Genomic DNA, 25,527 nt, shown 5'->3' with positions numbered 1-25,527 from the left:
ATTTACTCATTTAAATACTTATATAAATTTTGAAGGTCCTCTAATTTTAGCGCTTCTGCTCTAACTGTCAAAGGCTGATTGATTTTGGCCAAGGCCTGTTCAATCTTATCCGCAGGAGCATAGGTCTTAAGAACCTTACCAAGCTGCTTTCTCTTAAATTGAAAGACTGCTCTTAAGAATTTCTCAAACTTCGTAAACTCAGAAAGAGGGATCACTGGACTCTCCAGGCGTTCAAAACTAATAACAGCTGAGTCAACCTTTGGCGGAGGAGTAAAGGCACCAGGAGGCGCTTTAACAAGCAGAGATGTCTTAAAGTATGTTTGTGATAAGGCCATTAGAGAGCCCATGAAATTCTTCTTTGAAGCGAAGGCAAAGACCTTATCTGCCACTTCTTTTTGAAACATCAGCGTCATATACTTAATAGACGGAGTTTGTAAGAACTTAAGAAGGAGTGGAGTTGAAATATTATATGGCAGGTTTGAAACAAGCCATGTCTTATCCCCTAGCCCCTTTTCACCGATAAAGGCTTCAAAATCAAATGCTAAGGCATCTGTAAAATTAATATTTTCGGCCTTAACAATTGGCGCTAGATATTCAATCATGCGCTCATCTTTTTCAACCACGTGAAGGTTTTCATTATGAGCAGCTAAATTCTTTGTCAGAATTCCCGGGCCTGGCCCGACTTCAATAATATTGCCTGCAGACTCAGCAAAGTCGTCTGTAATTTTTGAAATAATATTTTGATTATTTAAAAAGTGCTGACCGAGATCTTTATTGGCCCAAGGTAGTTTTGTTTTTGACTCATCCATGATTAGGCCTTCCTATGTTCTTTCTTATTAATAAAACGTGATCTCGCATCGATACTTAGTGTGTCTGGATATTGAATACGACTATTATAATTTCTAAAAGCATAATTTGCGATCATGGCACCGTTATCAGTACAGAATTTTGGCTGCACAAAATGCACTTGCTTATACTTTTCTTTTAAAACTTGTCTCAGATAGCTATTACAAGCAACTCCACCACCAACAACAATTGGAAGGTTATTAAATCCCTTCTCTTTTGCTGCCTCAAGGGCGTAGCGAAGCTTAAGCTTAAGAGCAGAAACAATGGCGTGCTGGTAAGAAGCACAAATATCTTTGGTATCCTGATTGATATCTTCTGGTGACTTCACAAGATACTGAGGATTCTTATCAAGGAACGTTCTTAAAGACGTCTTCACCCCTGAAAAGCTAAGGTTACAATCTTTTGATCCCTTTAAACCAATTGGGAATTCAAAGCGATTGATATCACCTTCTTTGGCAAGGTCATCAATAATACGGCCAGCTGGATAGCCAAGGCCCATAAGCTTTCCACCCTTGTCATAGGCTTCACCTGCGGCATCATCAATCGTCGAGCCAAGAACTTCAATCTCATCACTTGCTGTCACAAGTGTGTAGAGACTGTGTCCCCCACTGACTAAAAGTCCTAAGTATGGATATGAGACTTTCTCTGTAAGATGAATTGCTTCAAGGTGAGCAAAGAGGTGGTTTACTGCAAAGAGGTCAACTTTCTTTAAAAGAGAAATTGTCTTAGCAGCATTAAGTCCCGTTAAAAGTGGCCCAAGAAGTCCTGGGAAAGTTGTCACGCCAACAAGATCAATATCTGAAAGCTTCACACCGGCCTTAGCAATTGTCTGCTTGATAAGAGGAGCTAGCTTTTCGAGGTGATTTCGCGAGGCAATCTCAGGAACAACTCCACCCCATTGGGCAAGCATCTGCTCTTGAGAAAATAGCTCAAAGGCCAACACTTCAGGAACCTCTCCTTGAGAAATCTTATCTGGATCTCCCTTGAGAACTGCAACTGATGTGTCATCACAACTTGTTTCAATACCTAAAATATATTTAGTGGCCACGAAATATTCCGATCTTACGAGTAAATAATAAGATGCACCCTATCATTATTTTAAGATTTTATCGACAATTTTGATGATTTTTTCAAAGTGATCGCGTCCGAAATTATCCGCTAAGTACTGATAAATAGTACGGCTTTCGTCGAGGTTGTAATTGCGAAGCTCAATCTGCTTAGCAAGTTCATGAGCAACAATAAAGACGGCCGTTAGTGGCTTGATCTGATTGGCATAAAGTCCACGAGGAAATCCTGAACCATCCGGCCTTTCATGGTGATTGATTAGAATCTCATACATATTCTGATCAGTTAGCCCTTCTTTCTCAAGCATCTCACTCATTAAGCGCCCATGCCCTAGAACGACGTTCTTATCATAATCAGAAAGCTCGGCCTTAAGTAGTTCTTCTTGAGAAGAAATACGGGCCAGCGCCTCATCTTCAAGAAGAAGATCGTGAAAGACAGAGGTGCGGATAATGGTTTCAATATTATCCTTCTTTCCCCAGGCTAGCTGCTTTAAGATCTCAACCCCAAAGAGGCTCGTCAGATAGCAGTGGTCATAGAGATAATTAGTCATATTCTCGCGCTCTTTTAAAAGAGTTTTAAGCTTAAGACTTCCTTGCGCAAGTTTTGAAATATTTGAAACATAGCTATCGACAACAGTCGATGTTCCAGTGCTAATTCCATAGCGGCCAACAAGACGCTTAAGAGTCATCATTGACTTCTGAGCAATATCTAAGTGTTCAGCTGGAGTGGAAGGATCATACTTTAAGAATGAAACCTCTCCTGCTTTATTCACATACTCATCAATATCGTCTTTGTTGATATAGAGGTAATTAATATCGCGATCCAGATAGCTTTCAATTTGAGAAATTGTAAATGTATCTCCGCGGTGAATAACCTTTACGAATTTTGAATCACTAAGTTTTACGTAAGTATCACAGATGGCCAGTGTTCCCCTAAGGAAGTACTCAGTATTGATCTTCTTATAGGCACTACTAGACTGAACAAAAGTGGAGATCCCACCAAGTTGTGTTAAGAGCTTTTCAAATTTAACAAATGAAAATGGCTTTGGTAGATGCTCTCTTTTCTTGTGATAAGTTACATCTCTTTCAAAATTTACAAATTCTGCTTCAGTATATGAAGTGATAATAAGAGATGGAATATTGCAATCGATAGCATCACAAAAAGAGAAGATATCCTCATCCCCTTCTCGGAAGTAATCTGAAACGATTAGCTTGAAATTTTTAGATGACTGAAGCTTTGCTTTTAATTCCTTAAAATTAGAAACACGAACAACATTCACACCCTGGAAAGCATTCTCGATTCCCAAGACATAAATATCACTAAGTTCAAAATCTGGTTCGGCCACTAGTACGTTAAAACTCATAGAGGATATTTTAACACTTCCATGCTTAGAAACTAGAAGGAACTTTGTGCTTTAACGAACCCAGTATAAAACCATGGCGATATAGCAACTTAAAAAGACAGCACCAGCAATGCGGTAGAAAGACCTTTTTGCAAAACAAAGTGCAAGTAAGAATAGGGCCGCAAATATCAGAGCAGACATCTCAGGTATAAAGTTTTCTGCAATTTTGATTTTGTAAAATGCTAAACTTCCCAGAACGAAGGCCGCATTGAAAATATTTGAACCGATAATATTTCCTGTGATGATATCCGAGTTCTTCCCCTTCTTGCTTGTCATGATGGCCGTAACAAGTTCAGGAAATGAAGTTCCAAAGGCAACAAAGATAGCCGAAATAACATAATTTGAAATTCCAAACTCTAGAGCGACAGCTGTTCCACTCTTAACAAGTAACTCTCCCCCACCATATAAAAGAGCGAACCCAGCAAAGAGATGAATGATTTCTTTTGGCCCAATTTTCTCTTCTTGGCTTTGAGGCTGTTTCTGGTCTCCAAGGTGAGCACGTTCCTTTTTCATTGAAGCGAATGTATCCCATAGATAGAAGGCCATAAAACCAATAAGTAGTGCACTTCCCCACCAGTAAACCTGGTCTTGCAAAAGAACAATTGCAAGAATGGCCGTAAGCGCTAGATGTAGTAGAAGTTGTTTCTTAATCTCTTGTCCAGAGATGAAAAGGCGTCCCATAAGTCCCGACACACCAAGAATCAGAAAGAGGTTTGCAATATTTGAGCCCACGATATTTCCCAGAGCAATCCCCGGCTCACCGCGATAACTTGCCAGCTGAGAAACAAAGAACTCTGGAAGTGATGTTCCGAAACCAACAATGAGAAGGCCAATAACAAGTGGTGATAATCCAAGGGCCAATCCAATCTTTTCCGCGGACTCCAGAGCAAACTCCGCACCGTAGTAAAGCATAACAATAGCAAGAATTAATAACACAACTTGTAAAACCATATTTTATTTCCAATAATTAGCTTATGACTAATTCAAATAAGACATCTAATAAAAATCTCAACGATATTTTTTCTAAGTTTAACAAAAAGACATTCAAATATCTAAATATTTCGACATGCTTGATTGCAGATGCCTTTATCGCTCTTTACCTTTATTTAGTATATGCTAACCCGAAGACCTATCACGAAAGCTTTAAGATTGCTTATCAATCACTAAGACTTGTTGACCCGAGCATTGCAGATGGGATTAAGGATCCAAATTTTCAAAATCAGCTTATCCAACTGATGATTCAAACTGTGATCTCAATTATTTGTCTCTACCTTGTCATTCACTTTATTATTTATATTTTTCGTATCTATAATAAGAAATTTGCTCACGGCTATATCAAATTCTATGCCTGGACAGGTGGGGTGCTCATGACAATTATAGCGCTCTTTAACCTTGGGACACCAAGGGTTGCCATGTTCTTAATTCCAGGATTACTTCTACTCTTTAATGCACTAGGATTTAAGCACGAGAGTCAAATGAAGGAAGAATAAAATTTGTTAAGTGAGGAAGGGTCCAATCAGGCATGCTACGAGCTTGCCCCTTTGCTTTTTGTAGTCCACAAACCGCAAGTAAGAATGAATCAAAGGCCCTTACATTCTTTACAATAACTTCGAGGTCATTATCGTAAATAAAGATTCCTAACTTATTTTCAATCTTCTTCACAATATCAAGACGGGCCTCTACCCCAAGGTCAAGATCCGTTAAGTTGACGATATTCTTTTTAAGAATGATACGACTCTTAAGCAGTTCAAGTAGAATAAGATTCACATGCCCTTCATAGAATTGGCACTCTTCAGGAAAGTGTCTCTTCATATAAGAGAAGCGTGAAAGCATCATAAGAGATGTATTTCCAAATGAATCGAAAGTTGTATTAAATAATTCTAAGAGTTGGTCGTGGTAAGAGCACCAAATCCAAAAATCAAGTGAGCGGTTCCAATAAGGGATAAAGCCTTTCTTAAGCCTTCTCTTAAAAGACTTTGAAAGCATAAAGTCATTTGACTCTTTTCCAAATGTGTCGCGATCAAAGTGAGTAAGATCCTCAAAATTTCTTTTGCGCTCATACTCTTTTGGATTCTCTTCTTCCATCTTGCGATCCATCTCTAGGATTGATGCAATATCTTCGCGCACCTTCTTCACATCCCCCACAGGGCATTTTGCAACACCAGGACACTTAAGGTCACAATTGTGACAAGGAGGCTTTGAAAGTGGAAAGTCGATAATAACGTGTTCAAGATTATACTTATCAATCCACTGGTTGAGGATATCATCTCCGTCCTCAACATCTTCATCGCGAACTTCGTCTTTTACATGAAGAATCGATTTAAGAAACCAGCGTCCGCTTCCCTCGTGGTGATCAAGAAGACAGAAGAAGAAATTATCTCTTCGTCCACCCTTCATTGAAAGTCCTGCAACACGATTGAAGCTTAAATTCATAATGGTTTCTCGACACTAAATTCTAACACCTGCATATCTTTTGCACGTGATAGTTCTTTTAAAACTTGGCCCTTGTGTTGAGGTCCATGTGCAAGTAAGAAGCATCCGCCTCCTCCAGCTCCACATACCTTCATTCCAATAACCAAATTTTTTTCACGTAATTTATTATAGATCTCACGCATATCATCTGTGACGATACCTGAGAAAAGTTTTTCTCTTTGAGCACCTTCTTGGCAAAGCATTCCAAGAAAGTCATCGTACTCACCATTTCTAATGGCGTTGTAAGCACTAAAAGTCAGATCACGAATTTTTCCAAGCCCTTCTCTTACACCATTTTGGTTATCAAAGAAGTCTTTATAGACTTGCCAATTATTAATGGCCGAAAGTCTAAGTTGTCCCGAGTACACAAGTGTTAGATGTGACTCCACAAAACTTTTAAACTCTTCATTGTAGAGCTGCTCAACTTCAATACAACTATTTGTTGCCTTAAGAGCAAGCACCCCTCCATAAAGAGCAGGATAGTAATCTTGATATCCACATGGGCCCTTATTTAAAATCTTGGCCTCAATATTTTGAACTGTATTAATTGCGGTTTGACGATGAAACTCAACACCAGCGTAATCACATAGCGCCTTATAAACAGTTACTCCCATCGATGAAGAACCACCAAGGCCTGCACCTGGAGGAGAACCTGACTCCGTCGTTAAACGAATCCCACTTGTTAACTTAAAGTGATGAAGGATCTGAGCAAGAAAAGAGAGTGGCCCAAAAGTGTCACTATCAAAATCTTCATAAGTAAAATCAACGCTAGAGTGTCTTGTGACAGAATCGTAGTCAATTGAAACAAACTCAACGCCTTCAAATTCAATTTCCTCAACCATAACCTTGGCCTTAAGTGAGGTCGCAAGATTTAGAGTTATTGTATGTCTTAAGACCTGATTTAGAGGAACGATATCAAGTGTTCCACCAAGAAGGTCAACGCGAACTGAACCTTCGGCCTTGGCAATCATATTATCCATTATAAATTCCAATATACGGAAGCTCTCGGTAGCGGCCATCGTAATCAAGCCCGTAACCGATAACAAATTTATCTTCAATCTCAAAACCGAGATAATCGATTTCAACATTATGTTGTGTTTTAACTTTCTTATGGAGAAGAGTCGCTAATTTAATTGTCTTAGGTCCTCTCTCTTTTAACATCTTAGTAAGCTCACTAATTGTTAAACCAGTATCCACAATATCTTCCACAAGAATGACATTCTTGTCTTTGATATCAACTTTAATATCTTTGGTGATTGAGATCTTTCCAGTACTTTCAGTACCCTTGTAAGAGCTCGCTCCAATGAAGTCAAAATATACTGGAGAATTCATTTGGCGAATGAGGTCGGCCACGAAGATGAAAGCACCGTTTAAAACTCCGATGATAACAACTTCCTCTCCTTGAAAGTCTGAATCGATCTTAGCTGCTAATTCTTTAATTCTTTCATTAATTTTCTCTTCAGAGAAGTAAGTTTCGATTGCCATGAATTCTTCCTTAATTCCTATACAAATGAATTATTTAAAATTTCTCCAACGCCACCTGCGCCAGGAACAATATATTGTTTTCCAGTAAGGCCAACTTCTTCATCCCATAGAGTTCCTGGAATCGTCTTTAAGACGTGATCAGGAGATAGCCCACGATCTAAGCGCAGAGCATAGATCTCAACATCAGGATGGTCCTTTTGCATTCTCTTAATATACTCAGGTGTGACGATAAGATTAAGTGAAATATACTTAAGTGCACGTCCCTTAACTTTGTCTTTATAGTGTCCAATGGCAAATGACATTGAACCACCTGTGGCACCCATCGGATCAGGAAGGAGAACGATAGCGTTTTCTTGGCCACCACCAATCTTTGATCCTGAAACATCAACACCTATCACCTGCTCATTCTCATCAACCTTACGTTGAACATAGAAGTGATCTTGGCGAATCAGTTCCGGGTTTAAAAAGTAATTTAGGTTTTCAAAACAGATATGACTTGGAAAAGTTCCTGCTCGTGCAAGGTCGACACAAAGAACAGGTTGCTCCCTCTTTATCACTTCTTGCTTGAAGATGGCCTTATCTGTAAGTCCGGCCATACGAGAGCGAACTTCTACAACTTCTTTAGGAAAAGAGTTTCCAAGTACAGACTCAAGTAGAATGAAATAGAGTTTATGAATTAAGTGATTTAGTTCTGGCTGAATGACACCTTCACTTGAAAAGCGCGCAAGTAAACTCTCAGCAAGAGGATTGGAGAGAATGAAAACATTCTCTCCATATTTATGTTCGATTTGACTTATTTTGTAATGATTCGAATTTTTAGATTGTGTTTTCATTGTTCAATTTCACCTCGCCATTAGAGTTTACCTCTTTTAGGCCTCCAAGTGAAATCGAAAATGCCTTAACATCTTCATCTTCTTCGTAGTAATCAAAGTGAGCTCGACAACGTGCTTCGTAAAGATCGGCTTCACCTACTAAGACAGTTTTTGAATTGTCAGTTGGTAATCTGTATGACTTCGAAGCTGGTGCTCCACAAACAGTACAGATTGCTTGAATCTTCATCACATCATCAGCAATACATAATAGCTCAGGCATTGGGCCAAATGGCTTTGATTTGAAATCTTGATCAAGACCAGCACAAATAACGCGAATTCCACGACGTGCTAACTTTGAAACAACTTTAATAATAGTTGCATCAAAGAATTGAACCTCATCAATTGCCACGATACGAGTTGAATCATATACCTTCTGTAAGATTTCAACAGCGTCTTTGACTGGTTCAGCTTCCACGTGTCTCTCTGAATGGCTTACGACATTCGTTTTGTGATAGCGATCATCAATAACAGGTTTGAAAATTTGAACTTTTTGACGAGCAATTTGTGCTCTAGTTACTCGACGGATAAGCTCTTCCGTTTTTCCAGAAAACATTGGGCCGCATACGACTTCAATGCCACCAGTTGCGTGTGCGTGACTTGCGTACATTGACTTAAACTCCTCTTAATGTCAGATATTTTTTTGTGTTGTGTCTCTAAATTCTATTATGACGGCCGGGCCAGTTTTAGGCCACTTACATCTTCTTTCAAAACTGGAAGGCAACGCGCTCAACGCGTAAAGACTAAATAAAGCTTATCATGAGCATAAGGTACATCATCATAAAGAGCATGAAGCCTACAATGAGTAAAATCGGAGACATAAGAATGAAGAAGCTCTGCACAAATGAGAAGCGCAGATTATAACGCAGACCAAAGTATAGGTAGATTGCCTGAGAAATAAATTTTAAAAAATCTCCAAAGATTGGAATAATTAAGAAGAAATTCCCAACTAACGCACCTGCTATCACGTCTTCTAACTCAATATCCTTTAGGTCTTTATCAAAGAGACTGGCAAATATCGTGATAATTAAACGCCAGAACTTAACAAATACCCAAGCTGAAAGCGGGAAGAAAACGACTTTAAATAGCGTCGAAAATAGAAAAAGTTTTTGCTGAAACTCACTCGATGAAAAAACAGCTGGCAAGAATCCATCTTCTGCCATTTTCCCTGCGAGGTTAATTCCAATATGGATTTGTGCTAGAGAGTAAAGGCCATAGATAAAAACAAATGGCCAAGAAGCTAGGGCGAAGTCAGCGAATTTTAAATTAATTCCGCGCTCACTCTCCTCTTTTACGATCTCAAAAAGTCTCGCTTCTTTGATACGCTCAATCTCTAACCTATGCTCAGCAATATTTGAGTTCACAAGTTTAGGATAGAGAAGATATTTAATGTATTGAATATATATTTCTAGCACGTCTTTATTTTAATCGAGTTCCTAATAAATTGAAACTAGGCAATGACCTACTTTTTCAGTTCAGTAAAGAAGAACTCTTTTGGTGTTTGTAAAACTTCACGAAATTTCTCGTATGGAATACTTGAGCGATCTCGATTCTTATCCTTTGCATCTGCTGGAAAGGCGGTCTCAAAGCGAGCAATAAGCCACGTCGTCTTTGTGCCATCTTTAACGGCCAAATAAAATGACTGATTTAATTCAATCTTTTTGCCCACCATGAAGCTAACAATTTTTCCATTAGCAAAATTAAATGTGATAGTCTCTGCCCCATCAAATTTTAATATGGCCTCGTTAATATCTTCACTATCGAGGATGCGATCAACCTTTAGCTTCTGAAGCTCATCGTAGAAAAGATTAAGATTCTCTTCAATTGCATTTTCTACTTCAATTATATTTCCCGCAACGCTGATTGAATTAATTTTTCCGTAAGTTGAAAAACTTAGAATACTTCTTTTCTGATTTATCAGGGCCACTTCTTTTTGCTCATCTTTTTCAACTAAGAAGTAAGCAGCAAAGATAGAAAGAACTAATATGATAAAGAGATAACGATTTTTCATTAAGCTGAAAACTTCCTTCTCTGGAAAAGAACCAGAGCAATCACAAGGTATGCTAGAGGAAGAACAACAATCGAAAAGTAGAAGATCACTTTCTTTTCAATATCTGAAACGAGAAGTGGAATCTCTTTAAATACCACCGAGTGAAGTGATGTTAATTGTCCTTGACCTGATAGCCAGTGATAAAGGTTTGAAATATACTTAAAGTTACTTTGATAGCTAAAGAATTTATTTGAAATGAAGGCCGAATTCCCAATGGCCACCATTGCAGGAACACCATCTTTTGTAAGGGCCGCGGCCATATCAATTGGCCCTTCGACATCGTCACTATCTTTTTTCACATCCCCTGCAATCACAGAGATCATCTTCTTCTCGGCCCAGCTCTCTGGTGTGGATGTCGCTAGCGCGTGGTAACTTCCCTGCTCTTCTTGAGAAAGAGTTGATGAAATTGATGATACAAGTGGAAAGAAAACTCTCTCTTTAAAGTCAGAGTTAATATTTAAAGAATCAAAGCGAGAAATAATTGGCGCTGTTCCCTTTGATGACTCTAGCCCATTTACAGGGTCCATCACAATATCATTAGCGATATTAAGACCGTTTGTAGAAAAGAACTTCTTAAGATTTGGAAGTTTTTCTCCGTGAAAATTAGGCATGATCGCAGCGAAGATACGGCCACCATCAAAGTAATAACTTTCTAATTTTGAAATCTCTTCTTTTGAAAAATCATTTGTTGGCTCAAGTATTGTGAAGACATCACAAGATTTTGGGATCTCATTTGCTTTTAGAAGATCAACAATATTTAAGCGATAAGCAGATTGCTTTAATACGTGTAGAAGTCCAGTGAAGCCATTATCTGAGCTATCTTGAAATTTCGCATTATAATTAAAACAAATTGCAGGATCTTTTTCTCTTTCAAGACGAATTAGGCCATTGGTAATTCCTAGCTCTAGAATACGAGTCACCACAACTTTCTTAAGTTCTGCACCATCTTGCTTGGCCAAAACAATTGAAGGCGAAACAGTCACTCCATACTGAGCAATCATATCTGGCCTTAACTCTGGATCATAGAACTTTGTCACAAGAGAAGGATTTTGATTCTTATAAAGCTCAAGAAGAGAAAGGATCGCGTTCTTTGAGTCTTTATTAGAAAAGACCACCATCTCAACCTTATCATCAATCTTTTTAACTGTTTTAACAGTCAGCTCAGAAAGAGTATTTAATTGTCTCTTACTTAAGTCCCAGATTGGCCCACGTTTAAAAACAATAAGATTTAAAACGGCAAGGATACAAAATAGTAAGAAGAATGCCGTAAAGTTAGAAAGAAGATTCTTTCCAAAAGTACTTTTTACAAAATTTCTAACTTCTTCAAGGTGAAAGTAAAAAGTTAGAACAGTTAGGCAAAGAGCGATAATAAATGTCGCACCTACTAAGAAGATATGCTCAGGGATAATGAGAAATAAGAAACAAGCGATTAGATAGAAAATTGCACATAAGCTTAGGGAAACCTTTTTCATTTTCTAACCCCCAAATTACGAATGCCAATGAAGCTAAAGAAGCCGATAAAAGAGAAGATATAAACTAAGTCAAAGCTTGAGACTGCTCCCCTAGCAAAGTAGAAGATATGTGAGCTAAAACTAAAGTATCTCATCATGGCCTGAATCATTTCATTATCAATAACATTCGAGCTTGCATAAATAATTAAGAAAGAAAAAAGTGCACCAAATGAAATAACAATGGATGCAATATAAGAGCGACTTAATAATGAAGCGTTAAGCCCAACAATTAAGTAACAAAGCCCTAGTCCATAAATTCCCAGCATATTCGTAAATAAAATGGCAAAGTCATTAAAGCCTTTTGGCGCTAAGAAAAGTGGAAGAATAAAAATAGGTAAAGTAATAAAGACGAGCTTCGTTGCAGCTGCCAAGTACTTGGCAAAGAAAATTGAATCATCTGTTAAATTTGAAAGCTTTAAAAGCCCAAAGGTATTTTCTCTCTTCTCTTTAACAAAGGCTCCCATCGTTAGCATTGGAGCAAAGAAGAGTAGAATAAAATTGAGGGCCGAAAAAGTCGGAGCGATCACAAAGTCCACAATTGTCTTATTTGTTAACTGTGGTGCCATCTGAAGATTATTATAGAAAATTGCAGACATAATAAAATTTGAAATGGCCGCAAAGATATAAATAATCGGAGAAGAAAAGCTTTCGCTAATTTCTTTCTTATATATAAGTTTAATACCTTTAAAGAGAGGAAGTTTTTTATTCATGCGTCTCCTCCTTCTTTGCCGTTAGCTTCTTAAAGATATCCTCAAGCCCAACCTTAATATTTTGTTGCGATAAAATAGCTAAGTCATTTTGAGCAAAGTACTTTGAAAGTGTAATTCTTAAGTCACTATCTTGTGTTTGCCCACTAAACTCGTAAACGCCATCCTTATTAATAAAACTTATTCCCATCTCTTTTAGGCCCTGAAGCTTAGCTTCATCAACTGATTCAAACTCAACTTCAACTCTTTGAGAAACTTCAAGCTTCTTCTCAATATCTTTAATTGGCCCATGAGCGACGATAACCCCTTCATGTAAAATTGCGATATCATCACAAATCGAAGCAAGATCACTTAGCTGGTGAGAAGAAATAAAAATTGTATGATCTTTAGAAAGATCCTTTATAACATCTTTAATTTGAATGATGGCATGAGGGTCAAGGCCAACTAATGGCTCATCTAGAACAAGAAGCTTTGGGTTGTGGCAAATTGCAGCAGCAATCCCTACTTTTTGTTTATATCCCTTTGATAGATTTTCAATTCTTTGGTGCGCGACTTCCTTAAGCCCACACTTGTCGATAACTTCTTCAATTGAATAAGTCTTATCTGCAATCTGATAAATCTCTTGGACGAATTTTAGAAATGGCCTCACACACATATGGCGATATAAAGCAGGCTCTTCAGGTAGGTAGCCGATCGTTAGCTGGCTATCTTTAATAAGACTGCCAGCTGTATACTCCTGCTCTTCAAGGATGATTTTCATAAGAGTCGACTTACCTGCACCATTTGGCCCAAGAAATCCTAAAACTCCTTTGCGACCGATTGTGAGATTCACCCCTTTGAGAACATCTTTACCAGGAAATGTTTTTCTAATGTCCGACAACTCTACAAGGTTATTGTCACTCATTCCATAAGTCCTTAAATTAAAAATCCTTCTTTAAAATCCTAACAAAAAATGAAACAATAAGAAAAGTCTTAAAATTTAATCATTTACCTAACTCTGCCGACTAGGATAAATATGACCAGAAATGTAGATCGCTTTAAGAAGCTTATTGAAAAAGCTAATAATATTGTTATTACAACTCACATCTTTCCAGATGCCGATGGTATTGGAAGTGAGATTGCCCTGTGTATGGCCTTAAGAAAATTAGGCAAGAATGCAATTTGTATTAACGAAGAAAAATTATTCGATCGCTATCGCTATCTAGATCCAGATGGTGTGATTACAAATTACAATGATTCAAAAGACTACTTTGATAAAATTGATCTATTTATCGTAACAGATACTAACGCTCTTCCAAGAATTGGAAAGAACGTTCAAGAGCTTGTTTTAAAATCAAGTGAACTTCTATTTATTGACCACCACCCTTGCCCTAAAGAGATCGCGGCCATTCACTGCGTGGACTCAACAAAGGCAGCAACAGGAGAATTGGTTGGCGAATTAATCGAGGCCCTTGGTGTAAAATTTGATAAGAAGATGGCCTTGGCCCTTTATACTTCTATCATTATCGACACAAGCTCATTCCGCTATCCTACAGTAACTGGAAATACTCACCGAATTGTTGCCAAGCTTATGGATACGGGAATCTCGCCTCCGCAAGCCTTCAATCAAATCAACGGTGTTAAACAAGTTGAGTATATGAAGCTCATTGGAAAGGTTCTTTCATCTTGTCAGATGAGTCCAAACGGCAAGGTCGCTTGGATTTCTTTAACAGAAGAAGAAATTGAAAGCTTTGGTTGTGAAACTGAAGACACTCATGGCTTTATCAATCACCTTCTTATTCTTGAAGGAATCGAAGTTGCTTGTATGTTTAGAGAAGTTGGCGACAAGGTTAAGATTTCATTTCGTTCAGTTAACCAGACAGTTGATGTTGGTGTGATTGCACAGGCCCTTGGTGGTGGTGGGCATAATCACTCTGCAGCGACAATCATTGATGGAAACCTTGCTAAGGTTATTCCTGAGGTCATTGAAAAAATTGAATTAATGATTGAGTAGAAACGACTCTTTATTGATTAAGAATCTTTGCTAGAACATCTCTTTCTTTATCAGAAAAATTAAATGCTCCTGCAGTTAGCACACCCTTAAGTTTTTCTTGAGTTGCTGGATCCTTTGGATCATTCTTTGCGATATCGCCAAATGGCTCACCTTCTGGAGTAATCTTTACTTCGGCCTTTGTTGCCTCTTTGATAACTTCTGCTTTCTCTTGAGCAGGAACAGGTGCAGCAGCAGGTGGCTTTGGAGCCGCTTGTGCCTGCTTACTCGCCTTGTGTTCAGCGATAGCAGCTTTCATTTTTTCTTCTTTTTCTCTTTTGTGATTTTCGATCTTGGCCTTTATTTCGCCTCTACTTAGCTCAGAAGGCCTTTCACGACGAACAATCTTTTGTCCGCTAGTTGATCTAGGAGCTACAGAATCCGAAGAAACCTCGCTGCGACTAACTCTCTTTGTTGCAGGATTTGAATTCGTTCGTAAATTTGTTCTGTCACTTAATAATCTCACCCTTCTATTTTAACCTTTTCCCCTAGCAGATGTTAGGTGGAAAATTTCGTGGGATCCCCCCTCATCGCACAAGGTTTCGACCAGTTACCTAGGCGGTGGCCATTTTCTACGGCAGTTTTCAAAGTAAAATTCTCAAGTAGTCATCCGGCCGTCACCCCTCAAAAAAAGTCATGGACCCCTCCGCTAACCTACTAAAATCATTCAAAGAATTTTCAAAAAATTTACATTTTTTTCAAAAAAAGTTAATTCGCCCCAACATCACCTTGTTTAAATTCTTGATTTCTTCATAATGCATTTATCGAAATTGAAGAGAGAACGATTTGTGGTCTTTGTCGTACGTCAGTGGAGTTCAATTAGTTGTAAAAGAGCACAAGCCTTCAAAGAGACTTCTATTAAAAGGAAAATTAATAATCAATAGAAAGTCATTTGAGGTAATTATGAAAAATTCTGTAGTATTTAAGCAATCGAAACTTTTAATCACTTCTGCACTTATGACTCTGTCGCTACTTACGACGTCATGTGGTTCAGGGGACAGTTCAAAGAACATGGACATTCCAGGTGTTGATGGCCCAACAGTTGTTCTTCTAGGTGATGATATCTTAGTTGATATCGTTCTAGAAAACATTTCTGTAGAAGGTGGTGCTCGTTACAACATCCCTAACTACAACAACTCTTATGTTGAGGTTTCACCAGACCTTCAATCTAACGGTACATTACTTGCTTTCTCTGTATCGCTAGATGATATTTTTGGAGATAAAGTTGATCGTTTAGATCCACTTACTCTGCCAGGTGGACGTGCCATCCCAGGTGTTTCTGGTGGTGCCCTTCCAGCAGTTGCTTTCTCAGTACCAAGTATTAAGAACATCGCTTTTTACGTAGGTCCACAAATCTTTGGTATTTGGGTTCCAGTAAATAACCTTAATATGGCAGGTGCAATGCTTACAACTCGTTTCTACACAGATAGTAAGAGAGTTGGTAACCTTTCACTTGTTGGTGAAGATGCAAATGGTGAAAACGGTGGTTTCTTCCTAGCGCTTACAGTTTCAAGCTCACAAGAAAGATCACTAGAGAGACTTGCTGATAGATACTAATTAGTAGTCCAAAAAATTCTGTAATATCTGACCAAAACATTCTATACAGGAAAAATGCCCCTAGGAATCTAGGGGCTTTTTTTTTCTTCAAAAAAAATTAAGAACCCCTTCATATCTGTCGATAGATGAACATACGAGAGAATTTTTTCCTATAAACTAGTGAGGTATGGATATGGAAATCACATTAAGAAAAAGACTACTGACAGTCGTAGCTCTACTAAGCTTCTCTTTCTTCTCTGTTTCATGTGGAGAAGGAAATGTTGACATCCCAGGTGTTGATGGACCAAATGTTAATCTTCTAGAAGATAATGTTGTTGTTTCAATGGTACTTGAAGATGTTTCAATTATGGCAGGTGCTACTTACAAAGTACCTAAGTACAAGAAGTCATTTATCGGACTTAACCCTAACCTAGAAGGTGCAGGTTCAGTTCTAACTTTTACAGTTTCACTTGATGATATCTTCTCATCAGATGTAAACAGACTAGACCCTAAGACTCTTCCTGGTGGACGTATGATCCCAGGTGTAGCAGCAGGTGCTCTACCAGCAGTAGCTTTCACTGTTGAAAAAGTTAAGAATATGGCATTTTACGTAGGTCCAAAAGTTTTTGGTATTTGGGTACCACTACAAAACTTTAACCTTTACGGATTTGCATGGACAAAATCATTCAAAGCTGGTGACAAGAGAGTTGGAAACATCTCACTATTTGGTCAAGATGAGAATGGTGAAAATGCAGGTTTCTTCCTAGCTCTATCTGTTAAATCAGCATATGAGAAGAGACTTAAAAAACTTTCTAGAAAGTATTAAGCATCCGCAAAATTGACTGGCATAGGCCAGTCTATTGTTTGCGGTGCTAGCTCCCCTGCTCTTTAGCTAGACAATATGAGCGAGAGCGAGGGTTCAAGCCCGAGCGGTTCGACTCAGGAGCAATGGGAAAATTAAAGCACAAAAAACAAGGCCCGCTTAAAGCGGGCCTTTTTTATTCAGCTTGTGTAACCCAAATCTTCCACCTAAACTTCGTCTCTTCATTATTATCAAGAACAATCTTAATTGGACGACTTCTCCCCTCGAGGTCATTAATAACAAAGAACTCATTCCCTAGAATGCTTGTCATATTATAAAGACCTTGGTGAAGGTTATAATCGATTAGGTATTTAATAAACGTTAAACTCATTGGCGCCTGAAGGCTTCCAAGATTATCAACTCTCTTCATTTTAGAAAGTTGTTTTCTTGTTTGATAGCTTCTTAAAGAACCGTTGAATCTCTCAAGAGTCTTCTTTGAGAATTTATAATCATGCTTGAAAGAAGTCATAGCAACTTCTGTCTGCTTTTTTGATTTCTCATAATTTAAGACGGCCGTTTCAAATGCCGAGAAAACAATTTCCTTAACAGGTTCTGGCTTCTTTGGTTCAGGCTTAGGCTTTCTGACAATCTTAATCGTTTTAATATCAACAGTCTTTACCACCTTAGGCTTCTTCACTTCAACCTTGGCAACGATCTTAGGTTCTTCCTTAACGACTTTTTCTTCAACGAGAGTAATTCCCTTCTCATCAAATTCACGCAGAGAACCAAACCAGAATACCTTTAAGTCATCCTCACCCTTTAAAGCGGTACGAATGATTTCAGCACTCTTATTATCAATGGCAACCTGATCCTTCGTCATTTCTTCATAACGAGAAAAACAGGCCTCTCCCTTTCCACTAGCATTAATGATTTTATAAGCACTAGTCGTTAGGATTTCTTTTTTAATCTCTTCAACGTTAATCGCAGATAGGTAGTAATCTTCTTCACTACATAAACTTTGAATTTCGCTTTTAACAAACTGACAGCTTTTAATAAGCGAAGACTTACTATCTCCACCAAAGCTCTTATTTAAAATCTTAACTAAGCTTGGATGGTAATTGGCCAGGTCAAAGCGACGATCTGTTTGTAACTTGATTGGGTACTTCCCCCAGTCCACAATATCAGGAAAATAGTCTGAAACCCTTTTAATAAAGAGCTTCATATCTTTTGACTTTGGTTTACATGACTTAAAAATCCCATCGTAATTTAGTGAGCAGCTTTTTTCATCACCTAATTGGTAAAGAGCAATACTCGACTGGCGATAGAATTCATATAGACTTGCGATACTTGTTAAGCGAACAAGGTAGCGCATATATTCAATATTCTCGGCCATCTCGTGCTTTGAACAAGCAAAGTTTGGATAGATATAGCGATCAAATTCTTGTGTTAGATCAAAGATAGCAGGCTCAAGCATTTGACTAAAATAAGTGCGCCCAGTGACTTCATCTAAGAACTCTTGTTTTTCATTCTGATAATCAATAACTAATCTTGGATCGAGTGGACCTTCATAGACTTCAAAATCCCACTCACCCTTTTTCACGTCTAAGGCCGAGGCAGAAAATCCCAAGGTTAAAATTTGTAAGTATTTAAAAATATTCATCCTCTTTATTTTACCCAGATAAGACTCAGAGCAGGAACATAGGTAATAATGGCCAAACAAATTAGTAAAATAAAGAGAAACGGCAAGGCCGAGCGATACAGTTCAGTAATTGGCCTCTTAAATCGAATTGAACTAATGAACAGGTTAATTCCTACAGGAGGAGTAATATAGCCGATTTCTAAATTTGTTAAAAAGACAATGGCCAAGTGAATTGGGTGAATATCAAATTCTTGGGCCAGTGGTAGGATAAGTGGAACGACCACAATTATCGCACTAAAAATGTCCATTAAACTTCCTACAATTAAGAGGAAGACGTTCAGAAATGCTAAGAAGGCATACTTATTCGTAAGGATATGGTTGAAGGCACCAAAAAGCTGATTTGGAACCTCTTCATCAACTAAGAAATTTGTCAGCCCAAGAGCGCAACATAGGATAATGAGAATAGCACCTACCATCGTCATTGAGTCCACAACAATTTTTGGGACATCTTTTGTAAAGCTAAGGTCACGATAGACAAAGCACTCAATCATTAAAATATAAAATGCCGTAAAGGCCGCAGCTTCAGTTACCGTTACAACCCCACCGTAGATTCCGACAAGGACAGCTGGCACTAAGAATAGCTCAAAGGATGCACCTTTAAGTGCAAGTAATACTTCTTTTAAATCAAACTTCCCTTTTTCACTACGCTGTTTCGGGGCCTTTAGAATTGAATAAATTGCAAGTCCAATAATAAGAAGCATCCCTGGTACAATTCCGGCCTTAAAGAGTTGATCAATATCAACACCAGCAACAATTCCATAGAGAATAATTGGTAAGCTTGGCGGAAATAGTAGCCCTAGAGATCCCGACGTCGTGATAAATCCCATCGTGAATTTATCATCATGCCCACGATTCATAAGAATTGGATAAATTAGTCCACCAAGAGCTACGATTGTTACACCACTGGCCCCAGTAAAGGCCGTAAAGAAGGCACAAAGAACAAGCCCTACAATCGCAACGCCACCAGGCATCCAAGAAAGGAGTGCATTTGTGAAACGAAATAATCTCTTTGGTGCATTTGATTCAGCAAGTAAGTAACCTGCAAAAGTAAAAAGTGGAATCGTTAGGATTGTCGGAGCAGAGGCCAGGCGGTAAATCTCAACAGAGACGGCCGACGGCTCAATACCGTTATGAAAGAATGCAGCAAGTGCAAGTCCACCTAGAACGACAAATAAAGGCACTCCAATTAGTGCCAAAACAAGTGCGGCAATACTAATTGTTATGAGGCTCATACTCTTCCTTAAAATTTAAAAAGGCCAAGATCGTACGAAAAAAAATCAAGGCAAAACCACATGGAATAATTGCAACTAAGACAGAAGAATGTAGACCAAGCGAAGTTAAATTTCCAAATTGTTTTTCAACATTATAGAACTGAACACCTGAAGCAAAGAGCCAAGTTGTTCCCACAATAATACATAATTGAGTCAGCTTATTTAAAAAGAATAAGGTGCGATATTTACCTTCACTCTCCAAGTACTTTGGGAGAATCTCAATTGAAATATGCCTCGACTTACCACTGGCAAGAGTTGCACCCAAGAAAGCTAGAGCAAAGACCAGATGGCGAACAACAGGATCCACCCAAGAAAAAGAAATATCAAACCAACGTAAGATAATGGCCAAGACACTTAGTCCTAGCATAATAGCGACGTTGGCCACAACGAGCCAACCAACAATTTGATCTGTAACTTCTTCTACTTTTCGTATCATACTTACTTCTGAGCTTTTAAACTCTTTTCTAATCTCTTATAAGCTTCTTCAGAAAATAGTTTTCCCTTAAGCTTTTTAATTGTTGCTTCACGAACTTCGTAACCGCGTTTGATATCTGCATCGCTAAACTTAACAAATTCAACACCTGATGCCTTCATTAGATCAAGAGCATCTTGATTATCTTTTTCATTCGTTGCTTTAACAAGATCAATATACTTCTTAGAAATTGTAAGAACCTTCTTTTGATTTGCAGGTGAAATCTTTTTAAATACCTTATCATTTACCAAGAATGCCCCAACAGACATTGTTAATGGGAAATCAATTAAGTACTTAACTTTTGTGTTCCACTGCATTGAAAGAATAGCTAATGGCGGAGCATAAGCTGCTTCAATAATACCAGTTGAAAGTGATGAGAGAACATCTGGAAGAGGAAGTTGAACTGAAACAAGCTTCATTTCTTCTAGAATTGTTTCAACAAGAGGGTCCCCTTCCCATGACCAAATCTTTACACCTTTAAGGCTATCGATTGAAGAGATTTTTGTTTTTGAAACAAAGTAAACCATTCCAATATCAAAGAAGCCTAGGTTTACAAAATTACTTTCGTTAATTTTCTTATTTAAAAATGGTGTTAAATCATCAAGAGTTTTTAGGGCCTTTTTACGATCATGAAAAAAGTTGAATGGAATTTCAACAACGCGAACATCGCCGTTGATATCACCTAATGTCTTTGCAGTAAAAACACCGCCATGAAGCTGACCAACGCGAATCTTTCTTAAAACATCAGGCTCATCTCCTTGTGATCCACCAAAGTAGAACTTCACTTTTACTTCACCATTAGTTTCTTTCTTAATGGCCTTTGCCATCTTCTTTAAATTCTTCGCCCAATTCGTTCCTTCAGGAGTTAGAACACCAACCTTTAAAGTTAGGGCCATAACATTAGTCGTTAGTAATAGAATTAGTAATGCTTTCAATTTTGACATGATTTTTCCAATTAGAAGATCTCGTCTTCTAAGCCTTCAATTATTTTTAATCTCTTACGTGCAATTAAATTAAATAGGTTATTGTAATCAACTTTTGGTGTTTCGATCTTTCCCCCACTCCAATAAGTTGGCTCCATATTCTCTCTGTTAAATTTATTCATTTCTAACTTTTGAGCACGGTAAGTATTTTCTTCAAACATTGGTACTGCATAGAATTGAATATATGAGAGTCTAACGAGCATATTATTTGGCCACTTTTGGATCGCCTCTTCAAATAGGCGCTTACCTTTAATTGGATCACCTCCTAGACCACGTGGTCTGGAAGCGGCATAAGAAGCATTGAAGATATCACAAGCACCTTGGGCAAGATTAGCATTCTTCCCACATGACCAATCATACATAACTTTTGCAAGAGGTAGGTAAGCAACGGCACGCATATTATCTCTTTGAAGATTAATGATTGCGGCAAGTGTTTGTCCTGTGTAGAAAACACCTTCAATATCTGTGGCATCATCACTGAAGTTATCATTTAATAATTTTTGAAATTCTTCAGGTGATGAAATATAGCGAGTGAAATCAAAATCTTTGAATCCCTTCACTTCAAAAAAGAGAGCTGAGTAATTTAGGGCACGAGTGTAATTTGCTAAGGCATTAGTGCGATACTTTGAATTTGATAACTCTTGTAGTTGATCTTTAAGATAGTAAGTTTCATCAATAGCAAATGCCTTACCACTATAAGCTTTAATTAAAGTAACAATGAATTCAGGATTTTCGCGATCAGCGGCGTAGAGGTTTTCAACTAATTTGATATTGCTATCGATTGTCGATTCAAATAAGTCCCAATTGTCTTCAGTGAAAACGGCCTCAGATGTTTCAAAAATCATATCCCCCATCTGATTCGTGGCAACTTTCTTGATACTTGAGCAAGAAACTAGATTTATGAACAATATCACCACTGCCAATATTTTTTTGCGATTCACGGCCCATCCTTATAATTAATATAGTAGTAATTTGCCTTATCTATTTAGTAATTACAAGTGGTTAATGCATTTTCATTGACGCCCAAATCCCTTAGTGATAGCTGTGTTGCACCATTTCTAACCTCGTGATATAATTGGAAAATATTTGGAAAGGCTTAATTTCTAACGAGATTGCGCCGAGAAGATATTTAAGTTATTAAACTTTGTCACGGAGTGACCATTGAGAGTAGTTTTTCTACGAGTAGATGAACTACTTACCTAATCGGATTTGAGTTCTGGAGTCTCTTGAATCTTATTACGATTAAGGTAAGTGATTTTTTAACCTTTAATCGTTTAATAAGGAGATGGAGATGTCATCACAAGAAACATCTAACGAAAAATTATCGTCTAACACTAACAACAGCGTAATTGGACAGATTAAGCAGCAGACTCTTCGTAAGTCAGCTTCACTTAAGCCAAGAAAATCACTTTTAAAAGTGAGAAGCTTAAGACCAACTCGCGCAGTTCTTGGTAGAACAGCAACTCAAGAAGACGCGGAATAAGAAATAAGCTTACAGCTTTCTTCTTATTTATCTTCTCTTGCGGTTTCGCTTAGGCGAAATTAGCTGCTTGTCGTACGTAGCTTTTAAGCTACGTAGCGTTTCCTCGCGTATTTCTTCTAATTTCTTTAGCCTTTCATCATGTAAATGGTTGAGGTAATTCTTTTTGGCAACAAATAAGTTATTGATATAGGTAACCTGGAAAGCTCTTAGCTCTCGGTAACATAGGTCTTTTTCTATCTTTGTTAACTTATGCTGGCTGGACTCAATATCTTTATGATCTAAAACAAATGTCGAGTAATCCCCAGAACAAACGCCTTTTTTAAGATCAATATACTTATCAATTTCCTTTCTGATGACCTGAGTTTTTGTCACGTAATCCTTTGGTGGGATATTCTTCACCTCTTCGATTTTCGCATACATGACCTTACTCATCTCTTTTTCAGATTGAGTCTCACCTTTTTCTGCTTGAGCATAAACAGTCAGAGTCGGTATGAATAAAAGAGTCATTAAAACTGATTTCAATTTAGGGCCTTCTTTATCTTAGCTAAGTAATATTCAGTATCTTTATTATGCGCAAAGACGAAGCTTATGGCCATTTTTTTAAACTTCGACTGGAGTCCATGAGTAAGTTGAACCTGATTTTTTGCTACGCCAAACTTCTTTGCAACAAGCTTTTCAATACCGGCGTTGGCCTTACCATCCTCAGGCGGAGCTTTAGTGCTAACAATAAGTTGTCCCGTTTCGGCAACACTCACCTTTTCAACCTTTGCCCCAGGCTTTGCCCAGACTTCGACCTCAAGAACCAGCTCATCTGCATGACTTGAGACCGTAGTAAAATTCAGTTTTTTTGAATGGAGAAAGTCACCTATTGGAATAGTTGTCTCCAATTCTTGCTATCGAGTCCCATCTCATTGAGAAAGGTTTTCATTTCCGCAATAAAGTCAGCAAGTGGGAAGCCAACAACATTTGAATATGAGCCACTCATATGCTCAACAAAGAGAAGGCCCTGTCCTTGAATCCCGTATGATCCGGCCTTATCGAGCGCCTCATCACTTTCAAGATAAAGATCTAAGATCTCAGGTGAGATATCTGTGAATTTAACTTTTGAGCATCTTGAAAAAGTATATTCTTTATCACCACATGCCATATAAACAGCAGTGAAAACATCATGCTCTTTCCCAGACAGTTCTAATAACATCTGCCTTGCATGCTCACGATCATTTGGCTTTCCTAAAACCTTATCACCAATGGCGACAAGAGTGTCAGAAGCGACAACAAAGACCTGATTATCTTTTGGAAATTCTTGTGAAAAGATGTCTCGCCCTTTTAGCTCGGCCAACTCTTCGACAATATCTTTAGGATGTTCTTTCGTTGTTATTTCTTCAACATCTGATGGTTTAATTTGAATCGGAACTTTCATCCAAGATAGTAGTTCCTTGCGACGTGGACTTCCTGAGGCCAGGATAAATTTCAGTGTAGATACCATTTAACTTCTTCCATAGTTCTTGTTTTTCAGAATTGAGCTTTGGAAAATAACTTTTCGCATTCTCCATCGCACCAACTTTATAGTAACTTTCTTGTGCCTTCGTGTAAAAATCTTTTCGTAACACCTCTTTATCGCGTCGATTGGCACGACTTAGGACTGACTTACGATAGCGATCAGCAATAGCAAGATTAGTCGTTTCAACTTCTCTGACATTAGTCCATAAGAAATCAATACGCTTCTTGAGCTCTTCTTTGCTCCACAGCCTTAGGCCAAAATTTCTTGCAAGCTGAACTTCGTTGCCAGTAGCAAAGAGTGGCTTCCCATAGCGTTCTAAAAATATTTCCCTCGTGTAGTAGATACCGTAGATACGTTTGGTAAATAATTCATTTTGACTTAAAACTTCAGTGTCTTTAGTGACAAACATATTGCGATTAATGAATGAGAACTTATACCAGCTTCCATATTCTAGGTCTTCAAAACTATCATTTTCATAACCGCGTAGGTTTATTTTGGGAGTCGTTGCCAATTCATTTTTATAACCAAGTTGTTCCTCATCTCTAAACTTTAAGTAACTGTCATCCCCTATCGAAACATATGTTTCAAAAGATGGGGCATAGGCTTCAAAAGAATATAGTGGAGACTGAATAAAGAAGCGACTCTTTCTCACAACACTCTTATTATTCTTTTCAATCGCCTCATTAATAAAGCGTGTACGAGATTTATAACGTAGCCCATCTTGAAAAAGATATTCATTTAAAGAGACCTCTTTATCAAAAACAACAGGGTTCGTTTTATTAATTGGCAACGGAAAGAAAACTGCATCAGTGTCTCTTTGTTCAAGGTCTGCAAGCTTTTCTTTTGAGCGTGAAATTAAAAGAATATTTCCGACGTTCATTCGAATATTGAAGAAGACCTCTTCTCTTAGAATATTCATTTCTTTGAGTGAAATTGAACTTTCAGGGGCCATACGAATAAGCGTCCCATCAAAGAGCATAAGCCAAAGATAGCTATCAACTCCTGTTTCGATATCATCATTTTCTTTTATAAGAGAACGGTATCCAACTTGATTATTCCCAAGAGCTCGAAAAAGAGTACACTCACCCACGCATTTTATGACACGTCCTATTTCTTCATCAATGCCAGAGATTTTCTCAAGGTCACGCCATAAAGGGTAACTTTCCTTAAAGCGTAATTCTTCTTTCCACTCATCAAAGTCTAACCATTTCTTGGCCTTAATTTGATCCCACCTAATTAGGGACTTTCTATCATCCTTGAATTTAGTTTCAAGATCCGACGGGCCAGCAAAGGTTGAAAGTGTAATGGTTAAAATCAATAAAATACGTAGCATCATGAAGTTTA

29 protein-coding genes are annotated in these 25,527 nt (G+C 38.0%); 5 read left to right on the top strand and 24 right to left on the bottom strand.

Annotated elements, in window-relative coordinates; translation table 11 throughout:
- Positions 1-2: 2 nt before the first annotated feature.
- Genes rsmA through ABMA79_RS07565 form a run of 4 tightly spaced genes read right to left on the bottom strand, consistent with a single transcriptional unit; the run spans position 3 to position 4,264 of the window.
- Entirely contained in the window at positions 3-809 is an 807-nt protein-coding gene (rsmA, locus tag ABMA79_RS07580) for a 16S rRNA (adenine(1518)-N(6)/adenine(1519)-N(6))-dimethyltransferase RsmA (RefSeq protein WP_393091467.1), read from the bottom strand.
- A 2-nt stretch (positions 810-811) separates the two neighbouring features.
- Positions 812-1,894: a tRNA (adenosine(37)-N6)-threonylcarbamoyltransferase complex transferase subunit TsaD gene (tsaD, locus tag ABMA79_RS07575; RefSeq protein WP_392858940.1), complete on the bottom strand. Its 1,083-nt coding sequence runs from the start codon at positions 1,892-1,894 to the stop codon at positions 812-814.
- 45 nt (positions 1,895-1,939) lie between these two features.
- Entirely contained in the window at positions 1,940-3,274 is a 1,335-nt protein-coding gene (locus ABMA79_RS07570) for an HD domain-containing phosphohydrolase (RefSeq protein WP_393091464.1), read from the bottom strand.
- Between the two features lie 51 nt (positions 3,275-3,325).
- A complete protein-coding gene (locus tag ABMA79_RS07565) occupies positions 3,326-4,264 on the bottom strand; it encodes a calcium/sodium antiporter (protein WP_392858935.1) in 939 nt (312 codons plus the stop codon).
- A gap of 23 nt (positions 4,265-4,287) precedes the next feature.
- Here ABMA79_RS07565 and ABMA79_RS07560 point away from each other — a divergent pair, with 23 nt between their 5' ends.
- Positions 4,288-4,803, top strand: coding sequence for a hypothetical protein (locus ABMA79_RS07560; RefSeq protein WP_393091461.1), 516 nt, complete (start codon positions 4,288-4,290; stop codon positions 4,801-4,803).
- On the opposite strand, the gene ABMA79_RS07555 is transcribed toward ABMA79_RS07560, so the two are convergent.
- The 10 genes from ABMA79_RS07555 to ABMA79_RS07510 form a co-directional block, all read right to left on the bottom strand.
- Positions 4,772-5,746, bottom strand: coding sequence for a hypothetical protein (locus ABMA79_RS07555; RefSeq protein ID WP_393091458.1), 975 nt, complete (start codon positions 5,744-5,746; stop codon positions 4,772-4,774). The genes ABMA79_RS07560 and ABMA79_RS07555 overlap by 32 nt on opposite strands.
- Positions 5,743-6,765, bottom strand: a complete 1,023-nt coding sequence (locus ABMA79_RS07550) for a hypothetical protein (protein ID WP_392858926.1) — start codon at positions 6,763-6,765, stop codon at positions 5,743-5,745. Before ABMA79_RS07550 ends, ABMA79_RS07555 begins: the two co-directional genes overlap by 4 nt.
- Entirely contained in the window at positions 6,758-7,270 is a 513-nt protein-coding gene (gene hpt, locus ABMA79_RS07545; protein WP_392858923.1) for a hypoxanthine phosphoribosyltransferase, read from the bottom strand. The genes ABMA79_RS07550 and hpt overlap by 8 nt, the downstream gene beginning before the upstream one ends.
- Before the next feature lie 17 nt (positions 7,271-7,287).
- Complete coding sequence (locus ABMA79_RS07540; protein WP_392858922.1) at positions 7,288-8,103, bottom strand: uracil phosphoribosyltransferase; 816 nt, start codon at positions 8,101-8,103, stop codon at positions 7,288-7,290.
- Entirely contained in the window at positions 8,087-8,749 is a 663-nt protein-coding gene (locus ABMA79_RS07535) for a thymidine kinase (protein WP_392858919.1), read from the bottom strand. The genes ABMA79_RS07540 and ABMA79_RS07535 overlap by 17 nt, the downstream gene beginning before the upstream one ends.
- A 133-nt stretch (positions 8,750-8,882) precedes the next feature.
- On the bottom strand, positions 8,883-9,503 hold the full coding sequence (locus tag ABMA79_RS07530; RefSeq protein ID WP_393091455.1) for a hypothetical protein: 621 nt from the start codon (positions 9,501-9,503) through the stop codon (positions 8,883-8,885).
- A 98-nt stretch (positions 9,504-9,601) separates the two neighbouring features.
- The gene (locus ABMA79_RS07525; RefSeq protein ID WP_393091452.1) at positions 9,602-10,150 is read right to left on the bottom strand and encodes a hypothetical protein; all 549 of its coding nucleotides are present in this window, start codon (positions 10,148-10,150) and stop codon (positions 9,602-9,604) included.
- A complete protein-coding gene (locus ABMA79_RS07520) occupies positions 10,150-11,661 on the bottom strand; it encodes a Gldg family protein (protein ID WP_393091450.1) in 1,512 nt (503 codons plus the stop codon). The genes ABMA79_RS07525 and ABMA79_RS07520 overlap by 1 nt, the downstream gene beginning before the upstream one ends.
- Positions 11,658-12,410, bottom strand: a complete 753-nt coding sequence (locus ABMA79_RS07515; RefSeq protein ID WP_392858912.1) for an ABC transporter permease — start codon at positions 12,408-12,410, stop codon at positions 11,658-11,660. The genes ABMA79_RS07520 and ABMA79_RS07515 overlap by 4 nt, the downstream gene beginning before the upstream one ends.
- Positions 12,403-13,311 (bottom strand): ABC transporter ATP-binding protein, encoded by a 909-nt coding sequence (locus tag ABMA79_RS07510; protein ID WP_393091447.1) that lies wholly within the window; start codon positions 13,309-13,311, stop codon positions 12,403-12,405. Before ABMA79_RS07510 ends, ABMA79_RS07515 begins: the two co-directional genes overlap by 8 nt.
- A gap of 111 nt (positions 13,312-13,422) precedes the next feature.
- Between ABMA79_RS07510 and ABMA79_RS07505 the strand changes: the two genes are divergently transcribed.
- A complete protein-coding gene (locus ABMA79_RS07505; protein WP_392858908.1) occupies positions 13,423-14,400 on the top strand; it encodes a bifunctional oligoribonuclease/PAP phosphatase NrnA in 978 nt (325 codons plus the stop codon).
- A gap of 10 nt (positions 14,401-14,410) precedes the next feature.
- Here the strand turns inward: ABMA79_RS07505 and ABMA79_RS07500 are convergent, their stop codons facing one another.
- On the bottom strand, positions 14,411-14,902 hold the full coding sequence (locus ABMA79_RS07500) for a hypothetical protein (RefSeq protein ID WP_392858905.1): 492 nt from the start codon (positions 14,900-14,902) through the stop codon (positions 14,411-14,413).
- A gap of 437 nt (positions 14,903-15,339) precedes the next feature.
- Between ABMA79_RS07500 and ABMA79_RS07495 the strand changes: the two genes are divergently transcribed.
- Together ABMA79_RS07495 and ABMA79_RS07490 are read left to right on the top strand one after the other, a co-directional pair.
- A complete protein-coding gene (locus ABMA79_RS07495) occupies positions 15,340-15,993 on the top strand; it encodes a hypothetical protein (protein ID WP_393091444.1) in 654 nt (217 codons plus the stop codon).
- Between the two features lie 172 nt (positions 15,994-16,165).
- Positions 16,166-16,798, top strand: a complete 633-nt coding sequence (locus tag ABMA79_RS07490) for a hypothetical protein (protein ID WP_392858900.1) — start codon at positions 16,166-16,168, stop codon at positions 16,796-16,798.
- Between the two features lie 172 nt (positions 16,799-16,970).
- On the opposite strand, the gene ABMA79_RS07485 is transcribed toward ABMA79_RS07490, so the two are convergent.
- The 5 genes from ABMA79_RS07485 to ABMA79_RS07465 are packed head-to-tail and all read right to left on the bottom strand — an operon-like array spanning position 16,971 to position 22,107.
- Positions 16,971-18,434: a hypothetical protein gene (locus ABMA79_RS07485; protein WP_392858898.1), complete on the bottom strand. Its 1,464-nt coding sequence runs from the start codon at positions 18,432-18,434 to the stop codon at positions 16,971-16,973.
- Between the two features lie 5 nt (positions 18,435-18,439).
- Positions 18,440-19,705 carry a TRAP transporter large permease gene (locus ABMA79_RS07480; protein WP_392858895.1) on the bottom strand — a complete coding sequence of 422 codons (1,266 nt, stop codon included), beginning with the start codon at positions 19,703-19,705 and terminating at the stop codon, positions 18,440-18,442.
- Positions 19,686-20,180, bottom strand: coding sequence for a TRAP transporter small permease (locus tag ABMA79_RS07475; protein ID WP_392858893.1), 495 nt, complete (start codon positions 20,178-20,180; stop codon positions 19,686-19,688). The genes ABMA79_RS07480 and ABMA79_RS07475 overlap by 20 nt, the downstream gene beginning before the upstream one ends.
- A gap of 2 nt (positions 20,181-20,182) precedes the next feature.
- On the bottom strand, positions 20,183-21,160 hold the full coding sequence (gene dctP / locus ABMA79_RS07470; protein ID WP_392858892.1) for a TRAP transporter substrate-binding protein DctP: 978 nt from the start codon (positions 21,158-21,160) through the stop codon (positions 20,183-20,185).
- 11 nt (positions 21,161-21,171) lie between these two features.
- Entirely contained in the window at positions 21,172-22,107 is a 936-nt protein-coding gene (locus tag ABMA79_RS07465; protein ID WP_393091441.1) for a TRAP transporter TatT component family protein, read from the bottom strand.
- A gap of 383 nt (positions 22,108-22,490) precedes the next feature.
- Here ABMA79_RS07465 and ABMA79_RS07460 point away from each other — a divergent pair, with 383 nt between their 5' ends.
- Positions 22,491-22,682, top strand: a complete 192-nt coding sequence (locus ABMA79_RS07460) for a hypothetical protein (protein ID WP_021268392.1) — start codon at positions 22,491-22,493, stop codon at positions 22,680-22,682.
- Positions 22,683-22,709: 27 nt separating this feature from the next.
- Here the strand turns inward: ABMA79_RS07460 and ABMA79_RS07455 are convergent, their stop codons facing one another.
- The 4 genes from ABMA79_RS07455 to ABMA79_RS07440 are packed head-to-tail and all read right to left on the bottom strand — an operon-like array spanning position 22,710 to position 25,516.
- Entirely contained in the window at positions 22,710-23,204 is a 495-nt protein-coding gene (locus ABMA79_RS07455; protein WP_392858887.1) for a hypothetical protein, read from the bottom strand.
- The gene (locus ABMA79_RS07450) at positions 23,201-23,569 is read right to left on the bottom strand and encodes a DUF167 domain-containing protein (RefSeq protein ID WP_393091439.1); all 369 of its coding nucleotides are present in this window, start codon (positions 23,567-23,569) and stop codon (positions 23,201-23,203) included. The genes ABMA79_RS07455 and ABMA79_RS07450 overlap by 4 nt, the downstream gene beginning before the upstream one ends.
- On the bottom strand, positions 23,548-24,102 hold the full coding sequence (locus ABMA79_RS07445) for a Maf family protein (RefSeq protein ID WP_392858884.1): 555 nt from the start codon (positions 24,100-24,102) through the stop codon (positions 23,548-23,550). The genes ABMA79_RS07450 and ABMA79_RS07445 overlap by 22 nt, the downstream gene beginning before the upstream one ends.
- A complete protein-coding gene (locus ABMA79_RS07440) occupies positions 24,080-25,516 on the bottom strand; it encodes a hypothetical protein (protein ID WP_393091436.1) in 1,437 nt (478 codons plus the stop codon). The genes ABMA79_RS07445 and ABMA79_RS07440 overlap by 23 nt, the downstream gene beginning before the upstream one ends.
- Between the last annotated feature and the right edge of the window lie 11 nt (positions 25,517-25,527).

Source organism: Halobacteriovorax sp. HFRX-2_2 (assembly GCF_043196705.1).
GTDB lineage: Bacteria > Bdellovibrionota > Bacteriovoracia > Bacteriovoracales > Bacteriovoracaceae > Halobacteriovorax_A.
The sequence above is the reverse complement of the archived record's forward strand: the minus strand, read 5'-3'. Positions and strand labels throughout refer to the sequence as shown.